This window comes from Mycobacterium sp. P4_H6, assembly GCF_056400845.1.
Genome location: NZ_JBFUKN010000069.1, coordinates 19,129 through 33,346, shown reverse-complemented (window position 1 = coordinate 33,346; position 14,218 = coordinate 19,129). Strand labels below are relative to the sequence as shown.

Sequence of the window (14,218 nt, the reverse complement as noted above, 5' to 3'; positions counted from 1 at the left end):
GCGATGTGAGCAACGTCTAGGGCGGACGTCGTTGCCGGGGTCAGAACAGCCGCTTAGGGTTGCGTTGTGGATGTCGAATCGTTCGAAGAACGATCCGGCGGTACCGGGGAAATCGAGCGCTCCGAGGCGCCGTACCGTCAACCAGGACCCCTGGGGTGGCTCACCGCCACAAATCACAACGCCAACGTCATCGCCATGATCAGACGCGCGCGGCGAGCCCTGCCCGGCGACCCGGAGTTCGGGGACCCGCTGTCGGCCGCCGGCGAGGGCGGTCCGCGCGCTGCGGCCCGGGCCGCCGATCGGCTGCTCGAGCGGGAAGCCGTGTCCCGCGAAGTCAGTCTCGGCGCCCTGCAGGTCTGGCAGGCGCTCACCGAACGCGTCTCGGGCCGGCCCGCGAACCGGGAGATGACCTTGGTGTTCACCGACCTGGTCGGCTTCTCCGCCTGGTCCCTGAACGCCGGTGACGATGCCACCCTGCGGCTCCTGCGTCGTGTCGCGCAGGTGATGGAACCTCCGCTGCTGGCCGAGGGCGGCCACATCGTCAAGCGGATGGGTGACGGCGCCATGGCGGTGTTCCGTGACCCGGAGACCGCGGTGCGCGCAGTGCTGACCGCCCTGGAGGCGGTCGGCACGGTCGAGGTGGACGGGTACACCCCACGCATGCGGGCCGGTATCCACACCGGCCACCCCCAGCGGATCGGCTCGGACTGGCTCGGCGTCGACGTCAACATCGCCGCCCGGGTGATGGAACGCGCCACCAGGGGCGGCCTGGTCATTTCCCACCCGACCTTGGAGCGCATCACCGAGAACGGTGACCTGGCCGCGCTCGGGGTGACGGTGAAGAAGGTGCGCAAGCAGCTGTTCGCGGCCAAGCCCAGTGGGGTGCCCGAAGATCTGCAGATGTTCTGGGTCAAGCCGATTCCGCAGGTCGGTGGCGCCGGCCGGTTCGACGAGGATGCCGAGGGTGCGTGACGTCGCTCTCATCCGGGCATCGCCTATGATCGCCGGGTGGCGGAGCTCTCAGAAGAAGGCCTGATCAACGCGGTGAGCGCGGCCCGGCAGGCCTTCGAAGCGGCCGCCGACCTGGATGCGCTGGCCCGGGCCAAGACCGAACACCTCGGCGATCGGTCGCCGATCGCGCTGGCGCGTCAGGCGCTGGGCTCGCTGCCCAAGTCCGAGCGCGCCGATGCCGGCAAGCGGGTGAACGTGGCGCGCACCGAGGCCCAGCAGGCCTACGACGACCGGTTGGCGGCGCTGCGCATCGAACGCGACGCGGCCGTGCTGGTGGCCGAGCGTATCGACGTCACGCTGCCCTCGACCCGGCAGCCGATCGGGGCCCGTCATCCGATCACCCTGTTGACCGAGCGCATCGCCGACACCTTCGTCGCGATGGGCTGGGAATTGGCCGAAGGACCCGAAGTCGAAACAGAGCAGTTCAATTTCGACGCACTGAACTTCCCGCCGGATCACCCGGCCCGTAGCGAGCAGGACACCTTCCAGATCGCGCCCGACGGTTCGCGGCAGGTGTTGCGCACGCACACCTCGCCGGTGCAGATCCGGGCCCTGCTGGAACGCGAACTGCCGGTGTACATCATCTCGCTGGGCCGCACCTTCCGCACCGACGAACTCGACGCCACCCACACGCCGGTCTTCCATCAGGTGGAGGGGCTCGCCGTGGACAAGGGGCTGACGATGGCCAACCTGCGTGGCACGCTGGATGCGTTGGCCCGCGCCGAATTCGGCCCTGCGGGACGGACTCGGTTCCGTCCGCACTTCTTCCCGTTCACCGAACCCTCGGCCGAGGTCGATGTCTGGTTCGAGAACAAGAAGGGCGGACCGGGCTGGGTGGAATGGGGTGGTTGCGGCATGGTCAATCCAAATGTGCTGCGCGCCTGTGGAATCGACCCCGCCGAGTACTCGGGCTTCGCATTCGGGATGGGGCTGGAGCGGACTCTGCAGTTCCGCAACGGCATCCCCGATATGCGGGACATGGTCGAGGGTGACGTGCGGTTCTCCCTGCCGTTCGGAGTGGGTGCCTGATGCGCGTTCCCTACAGCTGGTTGCGCGACACCGTCCGGGCGGGTGCGCCGGGCTGGGACATGTCGGTCTCCGACCTCGAACAGACGCTCATCCGCATCGGCCACGAGGTCGAGGAGATCATCCCGGTCGGTCCCGTCACCGGCCCGTTGACCGTCGGCCGGGTCGCCGAGATCGAGGAACTCACCGAGTTCAAGAAGCCCATCCGGGCCTGCAAGGTCGACGTGGGCGAGCCGGAGCCTCGCGATATCGTCTGCGGCGCAAGCAACTTCGCCGTCGGCGATCTCGTCGTGGTGGCCTTGCCCGGCACCGTCCTGCCCGGTGATTTCACCATCGCCAAGCGCAAGACCTACGGTCGCACCTCGGACGGGATGATCTGTTCGGCATCCGAACTGAACCTCGGTGGCGACCATTCCGGGATCCTGGTGCTGCCGCCGGGCACCGCCGAACCGGGTGCCTCGGCCATCGACGTCGTCGGCCTCGACGATGTGGTGTTCAACCTCGCGATCACCCCGGACCGTGGTTACTGCCTGTCGATGCGCGGTATGGCGCGCGAGATCGCCTGTGCCACCGACCTGGAGTTCGTCGATCCCGCCGATATCCCGCCGCTGCCCGTCGAGGGTGAGGCGTGGCCAGTGGTCGTGCAGCCCGGTACCGGTGTGCTGCGATTCGGGCTGCGTCCGGTCACGGGTATCGACCCGTCCGCGGTCTCACCGTGGTGGCTGCAGCGTCGGCTGCTGCTGTCCGGTATCCGCGCCATCTCGCCCGCGGTCGACGTCACCAACTATGTGATGCTCGAGCTCGGTCACCCCATGCACGCACACGACCGGTCGCTGATCACCGGCCCGTTCAACGTGCGGTTCGCCGAGGCGGGGGAGAAGGTCACCACCCTCGACGACGTCACCCGCACCCTCAACGACGGCGACGTGCTGATCGTCGACGATGTCGCGACCGCGGCGATCGGCGGCGTCATGGGCGCGGGCACCACCGAGGTCCGCGATTCCACCACCGACGTGCTGCTGGAGGCCGCGGTATGGGATCCGGCGGCAGTGTCACGCACCCAGCGCAGGCTGCGGCTGGCCAGCGAGGCCGGTCGCCGCTACGAGCGCACCGTCGACCCGGCCATCTCGGTGGCCGCCCTGGATCGCTGCGCCACCCTGCTCGCCGAGATCGCCGGTGGCACCGTCGATCCCACCCTGACCGACTGGCGGGGTGACCCGCCGCGCGAGGACTGGTCCCCGCCGGCGGTCAGCATGCCCGTGGATCTGCCGGATCGCGTTGCGGGCGTGAGCTACCCGGCCGGCGTCGCGGCGCGACGGCTCGCCCAGATCGGCGCTGTGGTCACCGAGACCGACGCCCAGATCACCGCCGTACCGCCGAGTTGGCGCACCGACCTTCGCGAACCCGCGGATCTGGTCGAAGAGGTGCTGCGCCTGGAGGGCCTGGACGCCATTCCGTCGGTGCTGCCGCTGGCGCCCCCCGGGCGCGGCCTGACTCCGGTGCAGAAGCGCCGCCGTGCCCTCGGCAAATCGTTGGCGCTCAACGGTTATGTCGAGGTGCTGCCGACGCCGTTCCTGCCGGCCGGGGTGTTCGACACCTGGGGGCTGCCCGCAGATGACCCGCGTCGCTCCGTCGTGACGGTGCTCAACCCGCTGGAGAACGACCGGCCGCACCTGGCCAGCACCCTGCTGCCGGGTCTGCTGGAGGCGTTGTCACGCAACGTGTCTCGCGGCGCGGTGGATACCGCCCTGTTCGCCATCGCGGACGTCGCGCTGGCCACCGCGGCGACCCGCGCGGTGGAACGCATCCCGACCGACCGCCGTCCCACCGCCGACGAGATCGCGGGGCTGGACGGGTCGTTGCCGAGTCAGCCCGAGCATGTCGCGGTGGTCCTGACCGGTCTGCGCGAGCCCGCCGGGCCGTGGGGCCCGGGCCGGCCGGTGCAGGCCGCCGATGCCTTCGAGGCCGTCCAGGTGATCAGTCGTGCGGTCGGGGTGGAGTTCACGTTGCGCGCCGCCCAGGAACTGCCGTGGCACCCCGGCCGGTGCGCCGAGGTTCTCATCGGCGACCTGACCATCGGCTACGCCGGACAGTTGCATCCCGCGGTCATCGAAAGGGCGGGTCTGCCGGCCGGTACCTGCGCGGTGGAACTGAACCTCGACGCCATCCCGATCGTGGAACGCCTGCCCGCACCCGCGGTCTCGCCCTTCCCTGCGGTGTTCCAGGACATCAGCCTCACCGTCGCCGAGGACGTCGCCGCCGCTGCGGTGGTCGACGCGGTGCGCGACGGTGCCGGCGAGCTGCTGGAGGACGTCCGGTTGTTCGACGTGTACACCGGTCCGCAGATCGGGAAGGGGCGCAAGTCGCTGACCCTGGCGCTGCGCTTCCGCGCCACCGACCGGACCCTCACCGAGGACGAGGCCAGCGCATCGCGCGAGGCTGCGGTGGCCGCCGCGGTCGAACGGGTGGGAGCGGTGCAGCGCGCCTGATTAGGTCCCGCGAGCAGACGCAAATGGCCTCGAAAACAGGGCAGAGAGCGGCCATTTATGTCTGCTCGCCGCCCCGTAAACTAATGGGTTTGCATCTGACTGCATAACAATGCAAAAATCAGACCCATGACCTCCGTAGCCGTCGCCGGTGCCAGTGGGTACGCCGGCGGAGAGATCCTGCGCCTGCTGCTCGGCCACCCTGCCTACGTGGACGGTCGCCTGACCATCGGTGCGCTCACCGCCGCGGCGAGCGCGGGCAGCACGCTCGGTGAGCATCACCCGCACCTGCTGCCGCTGGCCGACCGGATACTGCAGCCCACCGACGCCGAACTGCTGGCCGGCCACGATGTCGTGTTTCTCGGCCTGCCGCACGGGCATTCCGCCGAACTCGCCACGCAACTCGGCGACACCGTCATCATCGACTGCGGTGCGGACTTCCGGCTCGACGACGCGGCCGATTGGGAGAAGTTCTACGGCAGCGCGCACGCGGGCACCTGGCCCTACGGCCTGCCCGAACTGCCCGGCGGCCGGGAAGCGCTGGCGGGCGCCACCCGCATCGCGGTGCCCGGCTGCTACCCGACCTCCGCGCTGCTGGCACTGCTGCCGGCTGTCGCGGCCGATCTGGTCGAACCGAACGTGACCGTCGTCGCGGTCAGCGGCACCTCCGGCGCGGGCAAGTCGGCCAAGGTCGACCTGCTGGGCGCCGAGGTCATCGGATCGGCACGCGCGTACAACATCGCAGGCAAGCACCGGCACACCCCGGAGATCGCCCAGGGTCTGCGCAAGGTCACCGACAAGAACGTCACGGTGTCCTTCACACCCGTGCTCATCCCCACTTCCCGCGGCATCCTGGCCACCTGCACCGCGCCGACATCGGCCACCGAGGCCGAGGTGCGCGCCGCCTACGAGAAGGCCTACGGCGCCGAACCGTTCGTCCATCTGCTGCCGGAGGGCCAGCTGCCCAAGACCGGATCGGTCATCGGTAGCAACGCCGCCCAGCTGGCGGTGGCCGTCGATGAAGAGGCAGGCGTGCTGGTCGCGATCTGCGCCATCGACAACCTCACCAAAGGCACCGGCGGCGCCGCCGTGCAATCGATGAACCTGGCCCTGGGCTGGCCCGAAACCGAAGGACTGTCGACCGTGGGAGTGGCACCGTGAGCGGAGCACGCGAAGCGAACCATCCGACCCCGAAGCTCGTGCGGAGTCAAGGTGTGACGGCGCCTGCCGGCTTCCGTGCGACGGGAATCCGGGCCGGTATCAAGGCATCCGGCGCGCTGGACCTCGCCCTGGTGTTCAACGAGGGCCCCGACCACCATGCCGCCGGGGTGTTCACCCGCAACCAGATCAAAGCGGCCCCGGTGCAATGGTCACAGCAGGTGCTCACCACCGGCCGCCTGCGCGCGGTCATCCTCAACTCCGGCGGCGCCAACGCCTGCACCGGCCCGGGCGGTTTCCAGGACACTCACGCCACCGCGGAGGCGGTGGCCGCGGCACTGAGCGACTGGGGCACCGAGACGGGCGCCATCGAGGTCGCGGTCTGCTCCACCGGGCTGATCGGTGACCGGCTGCCGATGGACAAGGTGCTGGCCGGTGTCGCCGAGATCGTGCAGGAGATGGCGGGCGGGCTCACCGGGGGCGAGGAAGCCGCGCGAGCCATCATGACCACCGACACCGTGCCCAAACAGGTTGCGCTGCACGCGGACAGCTGGACCATCGGCGGGATGGCCAAGGGCGCCGGCATGCTCGCGCCCTCACTGGCCACCATGCTGGTGGTCATCACCACCGACGCAGTGGCGGACCCGGTCGCTCTGGACACCGCGCTGCGGCGGGCCACCGGGCGCACCTTCGACCGCCTCGACATCGACGGCAGCTGCTCGACCAATGACACCGTGCTGCTGATGGCCTCCGGTGCCAGCGAGGTCACGCCCACCCAGGAGGACCTGGACGCCGCGGTGCTGGCCGTCTGCGATGACCTCTGCGCGCAGTTGCAGGCCGACGCCGAGGGCGTCACCAAGCGGATCTCGATCACCGTCGCCGGCGCCGCCAGCGAGGACGAGGCGCTGACCGCCGCCCGGGCCGTCGCCCGCGACAGCCTGGTCAAGACCGCGCTGTTCGGCTCCGACCCCAACTGGGGCCGGGTCCTGGCCGCCGTCGGTATCGCTCCGGTGGCTCTGGATCCGCAGCGAATCAGCGTGTCGTTCAACGGTTCACCGGTGTGCATCGACGGCACCGGCGCACCCGGCGCCCGCGAGGTCGACCTGTCCGATGACGAGGTCGACGTGCTGATCGAGCTGTTCGCCGGCGATGCGACCGCGTCCATCAGGACCACCGATCTATCCCATGCGTACGTCGAAGAGAACTCGGCGTACAGCTCATGACCACGACCCAGACCAAGGCGTCGGTCCTCGCCGAGGCGCTGCCCTGGCTCAAACAACTGCACGGCAAGATCGTCGTGGTCAAGTACGGCGGCAACGCCATGACCGACGACGACCTCAAGCGCGCCTTCGCCTCGGACATGGTGTTCCTGCGCAACTGCGGTATCCGTCCCGTCGTGGTGCACGGGGGTGGCCCGCAGATCAGCGCCATGCTCAAGAAACTGGGTATCGCAGGCGATTTCAAGGGCGGCTTCCGCGTCACGACACCCGAGGTGCTCGACGTGGCCCGCATGGTGCTGTTCGGTCAGGTGGGCCGCGAACTCGTCGGGCTGATCAATGCGCACGGCCCGTACGCGGTCGGCGTCACCGGCGAGGATGCGCAGCTGTTCACCGCGGTGCGGCGCAGCGTCACCGTCGACGGGGTGGCCACCGATATCGGGCTGGTCGGCGACGTGGAGAGTGTCAACGCCGGGTCGCTGCTGGATCTCATTGCCGCGGGCCGTATCCCGGTGGTGTCCACCATCGCTCCGGACGTCGTCGGCATCGTGCACAACATCAATGCCGATACCGCCGCCGCCGCGCTGGCCGAGGCGCTCGGCGCCGAGAAGCTGCTGATGCTCACCGATGTCGAAGGCCTGTACACCGACTGGCCGGACCGCAACTCGCTGGTCAGCGAGATCGACAGTGCCGCTCTGACCGAACTACTGCCGAAGCTGGAATCCGGCATGGTCCCCAAGATCGAGGCCTGTCTGCGGGCAGTCGACGGCGGGGTGCCCAGCGCGCATGTCATCGACGGCCGCGTCGAACATTGCGTGCTGGTCGAGCTTTTCACCGATGAAGGAACCGGAACCAAGGTGGTGGGCGCGACATGAGATCCGGCGGGCAGGAGCGAAGTGACATGGGGCAACAGGCACTGCAAGACCGCTGGGAAGCGGTGATGATGAACAACTACGGCACCCCGCCGCTGGCGCTGGCCACCGGTGACGGCGCCGTGGTCACCGACACCGACGGCAAGAGCTATCTGGATCTGCTCGGTGGCATCGCGGTCAACCTGCTCGGCCATCGCCATCCCGCCGTCATCGAGGCCGTCACCGCGCAACTCAACACGCTCGGGCACACGTCGAACCTGTATGCCACCGAGCCGGGGATCGCCCTGGCCGAAAAGCTCGTCGATCACCTCGGCCATCCCGCGCGGGCCTTCTTCTGCAACTCCGGCACCGAGGCCAACGAGGTCGCCTTCAAGATCACAAGGCTCACCGGGCGCACCAAACTCGTTGCCGCCGAAGGTGGATTCCACGGCAGGACGATGGGGGCGTTGGCGCTGACCGGCCAGCCGGCCAAACGGGCACCCTTCGAGCCGTTGCCCGGTGAGGTGACCTTCGTGCCCTACGGGGACGCCGAGGCTCTCGAAGCCGCCGTCACCGACGAGACCGCCGCGGTCTTCCTGGAGCCGATCATGGGGGAGGGCGGCGTCGTCGTCCCCCCGCCGGGCTACCTGGCGAGAGCCCGCGAGATCACCGCTGCGCACGGCACACTGCTGGTCCTCGACGAGGTGCAGACGGGGGTTGGCCGTACTGGAACCTTTTATGCCCACCAGCACGACGGCATCACCCCGGACATCGTCACCCTGGCCAAGGGCCTGGGCGGCGGACTGCCCATCGGGGCCTGCCTGGCCATCGGCGCCACCGCTGACCTGCTCACCCCGGGACTGCACGGCAGCACCTTCGGGGGAAATCCGGTGTGCACCGCCGCCGCGCTGGCCGTGCTGAAGACACTTGCCGCCGAGGACCTCGTCGCGAAAGCCGATGTGCTGGGCAAGACCATCAGCCACGGCGTCGAGGAACTGCACCACCCGCTCGTCAGCCATGTCCGGGGTAAGGGCCTGCTGCTGGGCATCGTGCTGACCGCCGAAAAGGCCAAAGCAGTCGAGACGGCCGCGCGTGACGCCGGGTTCCTGGTCAATGCCGCCGCAGCCGATGTGATCAGGCTGGCTCCGCCGCTGATCATCACCGAAACCCAGATCGACGAATTCCTCACCGCACTGCCCGCGGTGCTCGACAAGGGAGCCACGTGACCAGACACTTTCTGCGCGACGATGACCTGACACCCGATGAACAGGCCGAGGTGCTGGCGCTGGCCGCCGCGCTGAAGACCTCGCCGTTCAGCCGCCGGCCCCTGGAGGGCCCGCGCGGTGTCGCGGTGATCTTCGAGAAGAACTCGACCCGCACCCGGTTCTCCTTCGAGATGGGCATCGCCCAACTCGGCGGGCACGCCGTCGTCGTCGACGGGCGCAGCACCCAGCTCGGCCGCGAGGAGACCCTCGAGGACACCGGCGCTGTGCTGTCCCGCTACGTCGACGCCATCGTCTGGCGCACCTTCGCCCAGGAACGGTTGGCCGCCATGGCATCCGGGTCGACGGTGCCCATCGTCAACGCATTGTCCGACGAGTTCCACCCCTGCCAGGTGCTGGCCGATCTGCAGACACTCGCCGAGCGCAAGGGAGCACTGCACGGTCTGTCGATGACCTACTTCGGTGACGGTGCCAACAACATGGCGCACTCGCTGATGCTGGGCGGGGTGACCGCCGGTATCAACGTGACGATCGCCGCGCCCGCCGGTTTCGAACCGCACCCGTCGTTCGTGGACGCCGCCAAGCGCCGTGCCGCCGAGACCGGTGCGACGGTCACCCTCGCCCACGACGCGAAGGCCGCCGCCGAGGGTGTCGACGTGCTGGTCACCGACACCTGGACGTCGATGGGTCAGGAGAACGACGGTCTGGACCGGGTGCGCCCGTTCCGCCCGTTCCAGCTCAACGCCGAATTATTGAAACTTGCTGATCCGGAAGCCGTTGTCCTGCATTGTCTTCCGGCGCACCGCGGCCACGAGATCACCGACGAGGTGATCGACGGGCCGCAGAGCGCCGTCTTCGACGAGGCCGAGAACCGGCTGCACGCGCAGAAGGCGCTGCTGGCGTGGCTGCTGGAGCGTGCCTGACATCATGAGTTCACCGACCCGGGTCGGCCRTCAGGCCCGCATCGTCACCCTGCTCTCCGCGAATGCGGTGAGCAGTCAGGGTGAGCTGGCTGCGATGCTCTCCGCGGAGGGCATCGAGGTCACCCAGGCCACCCTGTCGCGGGACCTGGAGGAACTCGGAGCGGTGAAACTGCGCGGCGCCGACGGCGGCGTCGGCGTCTACGTCGTCCCCGAGGACGGCAGCCCGGTGCGCGGGGTCTCCGGTGGCACCGAGCGGGTGACCAAGCTGCTGGGCGAACTGCTGGTATCCACCGATGCCAGCGCGAACATCGCCGTGCTGCGCACTCCGCCGGGGGCGGCGCACTACCTCGCGAGCGCCATCGACCGGGCATCGTTGCCCCAGGTTGTCGGCACCATCGCCGGTGATGACACCATCTTCGTGATGGCGCGTGAGCCGATGACCGGTGCCGAGCTCGCGATCATGTTCGAAAACTTGAAGTAGAGCAGTTCTAGAAAAGGAGATTTTGCATGTCCGAGCGCGTCATCCTGGCGTATTCCGGCGGTCTGGACACCTCGGTCGCGATCAGCTGGATCGGCAAGGAGACCGGGCGTGAGGTCGTGGCCGTGGCCATCGACCTCGGCCAGGGTGGTGAGGACATGGAGGTCGTCCGGCAGCGAGCGCTGGACTGCGGCGCCGTCGAGGCCGTCGTGGTCGACGCCCGCGATGAGTTCGCCGACGAGTACTGCCTGCCGACCATCCAGTCCAACGCGCTCTACATGGACCGGTACCCGCTGGTGTCGGCGATCAGCCGCCCGCTGATCGTCAAGCACCTGGTGGCCGCCGCCCGCGAGCACAAGGGCGGCACCGTCGCGCACGGCTGCACCGGCAAGGGCAACGATCAGGTCCGCTTCGAGGTCGGGTTTGCGTCGTTGGCGCCCGAGCTCAAGGTGCTGGCCCCGGTGCGGGACTACGCGTGGACCCGGGAGAAGGCCATCGCCTTCGCCGAGGAGAACGCCATCCCGATCAATGTGACGAAGCGCTCGCCGTTCTCGATCGACCAGAACGTCTGGGGCCGCGCGGTGGAAACCGGCTTCCTGGAGCACCTCTGGAATGCGCCCACCAAGGACGTCTACGACTACACCGAAGACCCCACCATCAACTGGAGCACTCCCGACGAGGTCGTCGTCGGCTTCGAGAAGGGTGTGCCGACCTCCATCGACGGCCGGCCGGTCACGGTGCTGCAGGCCATCGAGGAGCTCAACCGGCGTGCCGGTGCCCAGGGCGTCGGCAGGCTCGACGTCGTCGAGGACCGCCTCGTCGGCATCAAGAGCCGCGAGATCTACGAGGCACCCGGCGCCATGGTGCTGATCACCGCGCACACCGAACTCGAGCACGTCACCCTGGAACGCGAACTCGGCCGCTACAAGCGCGGTACCGACCAGAAGTGGGGCGAGCTGGTCTACGACGGCCTCTGGTACTCGCCGCTCAAGCGCGCGCTGGAGTCCTTCGTCGCGCACACCCAGGAGCATGTCACCGGCGAGATCCGGCTGGTGCTGCACGGCGGCCACATCGCGGTCAACGGCCGGCGCAGCCCGACCTCGCTGTACGACTTCAACCTGGCCACTTACGACGAGGGCGACAGCTTCGACCAGTCCTCGGCCAAGGGTTTCGTGCACGTGCACGGTCTGTCCAGCAAGATCTCGGCCAAGCGCGATCTCGGGTTGTGAGCACCAACGAAGGGTCCCTCTGGGGTGGGCGGTTCGCCGATGGGCCTTCCGATGCCCTTGCCGCGCTGAGCAAGTCGACGCACTTCGACTGGGTGCTGGCGCCCTATGACGTGATCGCCTCCAAGGCGCACGCCCGGGTGCTGCACCACGCCGGGCTGCTCACCGACGAGCAACGCGATGGCTTGCTGGCCGGCCTGGACAGCCTGGGTGAGGACGTCGCGGACGGCAGCTTCGGACCGCTGCCGACCGACGAGGACGTGCACGGAGCGCTGGAGCGCGGCCTCATCGACCGGGTCGGTGCCGAGCTGGGTGGTCGGCTGCGCGCCGGCCGGTCCCGCAACGACCAGGTCGCCACGCTGTTCCGGATGTGGTTGCGCGACGCCATCAAAGCGGTCGGTGCCGGGGTCCTGGATGTGGCGGCCGCGTTGAGCACCCAGGCCGCTGCGCACCCGACCGCGATCATGCCGGGCAAGACGCACCTGCAGTCCGCGCAGCCTGTCCTGCTCGCTCACCACCTGCTGGCACATGCCCACCCGCTGCTGCGCGACGCCGATCGGCTCGTCGACCTGGACAAGCGAACCGCGGTGTCGCCGTACGGTTCCGGTGCGCTGGCCGGCTCGTCACTGGGGCTGGATCCGGATGCCATCGCCGACGAGCTGGGCTTCCATTCGGCTGCCGAGAACTCGATCGACGCCACTGCTGCACGGGATTTCGCAGCCGAAGCGGCGTTCGTATTCGCGATGATCGCAGTCGATCTGTCCCGGCTGGCCGAGGACATCATCCTGTGGAGCACCACCGAATTCGGCTACGTGAAGCTGCACGACTCCTGGTCGACGGGCAGCTCGATCATGCCGCAGAAGAAGAACCCCGATATCGCCGAGCTCGCGCGCGGTAAGTCCGGGCGGCTGATCGGGAMTCTGGCCGGCCTGCTGGCCACCCTGAAGGCGCAGCCGCTGGCCTACAACCGGGATCTGCAGGAAGACAAGGAACCGGTATTCGACTCGGTGGCGCAGCTGCGGATGCTGCTGCCCGCGATGGCCGGACTGGTCAGCACGCTGACTTTCGACACCGATCGGATGGCGCAGTTGGCTCCGCTGGGCTACACGCTGGCCACCGATATCGCCGAATGGATGGTGCGACAGGGTATTCCGTTCCGGGTCGCGCACGAGGCGGCCGGGGCGGCGGTCAAGGCGGCCGAGGCGCGCGGGGTCGGACTCGAGGAACTCGCCGATGACGAACTGGCCGGCATCCATCCGGGTCTGACCGCCCAGGTGCGCGAGGTGCTGACCATCGCCGGTTCGGTCGACTCGCGGGACGCCCGCGGCGGCACCGCGCCCATCCAGGTGGCCCGCCAGCTCGGCGTGGTGCGTGACACCGCCGATGAACTCCGGATCAAGCTGCGCTAGGTAGCATCTGCAGCCATGGAACCGGCTCGGGGGAGCGCCGCCACCACAGTCACCGGACGTCTTCGTCAATGGTTCGCGGGCTGGGGTCTCAAGGAGTGGCGACGAGCAGGACTGGTTGCCGTGCTGGTGACCACCGCGGCGTTCGGCGGGCTGGACACGGTGAACAAGCAGGTCACCGACCTGACAGTGGGCGAGCCGTTCGACACCGGCCGATTCGAGATGACGGTGCAGCGCGCCACGCTGGTCGACGAGGTGCGGGCGGGCGATCGTCTGATAGCCGGGAAGCGGCCAGGACGCCGCTTTCTCGGTCTGGTGGCAACGGCGCGTAACACCAGCACGCTGCCGGGGTTCATGGACAAACCGGTGGATCTGGTCGGCATACCAGACATCCACGCCCTTTCCGCCATGAGGCTGGCCGACGGAACCCTGACCGGGGCGCTCGGCCCCGGACTCACCGACCAGGTCGTTCTCCTCTGGGATGTTCCGGCGAACGCGATTTCGATCGGCGCCGAGTTGCAGGTGCACATCTGGAAGGAAGTCGAACGGCTCAATGCCACCTATGGGCAGGGTTGGGTGCGGAGCGTCACCGACTACGGCCGGCTCACCGTCCCGGTCGGACGTCCACGATGAGAAGGCTGAACTGGCGTCGGGTCGTGCGGGCCGCGGCCACAGCCTCGGCGATCGGGGCTGCGGCCCTGCTATGGCACAACCTGCCGACCCCCGATGACGTGTACGGCCCGTTCGATGTCGACGCGGTGATGGGTCAGCAGGCCACCGGCCGTGACATTGCGGCGACGGTCACCGGAGCGCGGATCGCTCCACAGATCCGCACGGAGCGCCTCCGCTCGCCGACACTGGATGCGCTGGGGACCTGGGTTGCCATCGACAGCGAGGCCATGGCAACCCGCACGGATGCGGTGCCCCGCGTCGAACTCGTCGTCGGGCCGAACACCTACGTGCCGACCAGCCGACTCGGCGTGCTGCCGCTGGCGGGCTCGCTCACTCCCGGAATCGCGACGCGCAGTTCGTGGGTCTTCGATGTGCCCGTCGAGCTGGTGGCGCAACGTGGGCAGCGCATGAGTTTGCGAGTGTGGGTCAGTGATGGGCGCATGGACTCCCGGTTGGTGGTGGATATTCCGCTGGATGACTCACGTGTCAGCCGTAGCGACCTGATCGTCATCGGACCCCCGACGCAAATGGGCACCTGACG

At 68.7% G+C, this 14,218-nt stretch carries 13 protein-coding genes; all 13 read left to right on the top strand.

The window, feature by feature from the left end:
• Nucleotides 1–66: 66 nt before the first annotated feature.
• The 13 genes from AC1DTF_RS23700 to AC1DTF_RS23640 all read left to right on the top strand — a co-directional run bounded on the left by AC1DTF_RS23700 (nt 67) and on the right by AC1DTF_RS23640 (nt 14,216).
• A complete protein-coding gene (locus AC1DTF_RS23700; protein WP_057168001.1) occupies nt 67–972 on the top strand; it encodes an adenylate/guanylate cyclase domain-containing protein in 906 nt (301 codons plus the stop codon).
• Nucleotides 973–1,008: 36 nt separating this feature from the next.
• On the top strand, nt 1,009–2,040 hold the full coding sequence (pheS, locus tag AC1DTF_RS23695) for a phenylalanine--tRNA ligase subunit alpha (protein WP_162264236.1): 1,032 nt from the start codon (nt 1,009–1,011) through the stop codon (nt 2,038–2,040).
• A complete protein-coding gene (gene pheT / locus AC1DTF_RS23690) occupies nt 2,040–4,526 on the top strand; it encodes a phenylalanine--tRNA ligase subunit beta (protein WP_477475832.1) in 2,487 nt (828 codons plus the stop codon). Before pheS ends, pheT begins: the two co-directional genes overlap by 1 nt.
• A gap of 126 nt (nt 4,527–4,652) precedes the next feature.
• Nucleotides 4,653–5,684: an N-acetyl-gamma-glutamyl-phosphate reductase gene (gene argC / locus AC1DTF_RS23685; protein WP_477475831.1), complete on the top strand. Its 1,032-nt coding sequence runs from the start codon at nt 4,653–4,655 to the stop codon at nt 5,682–5,684.
• Entirely contained in the window at nt 5,681–6,904 is a 1,224-nt protein-coding gene (argJ, locus tag AC1DTF_RS23680; protein ID WP_477475830.1) for a bifunctional glutamate N-acetyltransferase/amino-acid acetyltransferase ArgJ, read from the top strand. Before argC ends, argJ begins: the two co-directional genes overlap by 4 nt.
• Nucleotides 6,901–7,773 (top strand): acetylglutamate kinase, encoded by an 873-nt coding sequence (argB, locus tag AC1DTF_RS23675; protein ID WP_057168006.1) that lies wholly within the window; start codon nt 6,901–6,903, stop codon nt 7,771–7,773. Before argJ ends, argB begins: the two co-directional genes overlap by 4 nt.
• A 26-nt stretch (nt 7,774–7,799) precedes the next feature.
• Nucleotides 7,800–8,975, top strand: a complete 1,176-nt coding sequence (locus tag AC1DTF_RS23670; protein WP_477475829.1) for an acetylornithine transaminase — start codon at nt 7,800–7,802, stop codon at nt 8,973–8,975.
• On the top strand, nt 8,972–9,895 hold the full coding sequence (gene argF, locus AC1DTF_RS23665) for an ornithine carbamoyltransferase (RefSeq protein ID WP_057168008.1): 924 nt from the start codon (nt 8,972–8,974) through the stop codon (nt 9,893–9,895). The genes AC1DTF_RS23670 and argF overlap by 4 nt, the downstream gene beginning before the upstream one ends.
• Before the next feature lie 4 nt (nt 9,896–9,899).
• Nucleotides 9,900–10,376, top strand: a complete 477-nt coding sequence (locus AC1DTF_RS23660) for an arginine repressor (protein WP_477475828.1) — start codon at nt 9,900–9,902, stop codon at nt 10,374–10,376.
• Nucleotides 10,377–10,402: 26 nt separating this feature from the next.
• Complete coding sequence (locus AC1DTF_RS23655; RefSeq protein WP_057168009.1) at nt 10,403–11,602, top strand: argininosuccinate synthase; 1,200 nt, start codon at nt 10,403–10,405, stop codon at nt 11,600–11,602.
• Nucleotides 11,599–13,008 carry an argininosuccinate lyase gene (gene argH / locus AC1DTF_RS23650; RefSeq protein ID WP_477475827.1) on the top strand — a complete coding sequence of 470 codons (1,410 nt, stop codon included), beginning with the start codon at nt 11,599–11,601 and terminating at the stop codon, nt 13,006–13,008. The genes AC1DTF_RS23655 and argH overlap by 4 nt, the downstream gene beginning before the upstream one ends.
• A 15-nt stretch (nt 13,009–13,023) precedes the next feature.
• The gene (locus AC1DTF_RS23645) at nt 13,024–13,638 is read left to right on the top strand and encodes a hypothetical protein (RefSeq protein ID WP_156409216.1); all 615 of its coding nucleotides are present in this window, start codon (nt 13,024–13,026) and stop codon (nt 13,636–13,638) included.
• The gene (locus AC1DTF_RS23640; RefSeq protein WP_477475826.1) at nt 13,635–14,216 is read left to right on the top strand and encodes a hypothetical protein; all 582 of its coding nucleotides are present in this window, start codon (nt 13,635–13,637) and stop codon (nt 14,214–14,216) included. The genes AC1DTF_RS23645 and AC1DTF_RS23640 overlap by 4 nt, the downstream gene beginning before the upstream one ends.
• The last annotated feature ends 2 nt before the right edge of the window (nt 14,217–14,218 follow it).

Excerpts from the sequence above, each read along its gene's own strand:
- pheT (WP_477475832.1), top strand. The coding sequence starts at position 2,040 with ATGCGCGTTCCCTACAGCTGGTTGCGCGACACCGTCCGGGCGGGTGCG.
- argC (WP_477475831.1), top strand. The coding sequence starts at position 4,653 with ATGACCTCCGTAGCCGTCGCCGGTGCCAGTGGGTACGCCGGCGGAGAG.
- argB (WP_057168006.1), top strand. The coding sequence starts at position 6,901 with ATGACCACGACCCAGACCAAGGCGTCGGTCCTCGCCGAGGCGCTGCCC.
- AC1DTF_RS23670 (WP_477475829.1), top strand. The coding sequence starts at position 7,800 with ATGGGGCAACAGGCACTGCAAGACCGCTGGGAAGCGGTGATGATGAAC.
- AC1DTF_RS23655 (WP_057168009.1), top strand. The coding sequence starts at position 10,403 with ATGTCCGAGCGCGTCATCCTGGCGTATTCCGGCGGTCTGGACACCTCG.
- AC1DTF_RS23645 (WP_156409216.1), top strand. The coding sequence starts at position 13,024 with ATGGAACCGGCTCGGGGGAGCGCCGCCACCACAGTCACCGGACGTCTT.
- AC1DTF_RS23640 (WP_477475826.1), top strand. The coding sequence starts at position 13,635 with ATGAGAAGGCTGAACTGGCGTCGGGTCGTGCGGGCCGCGGCCACAGCC.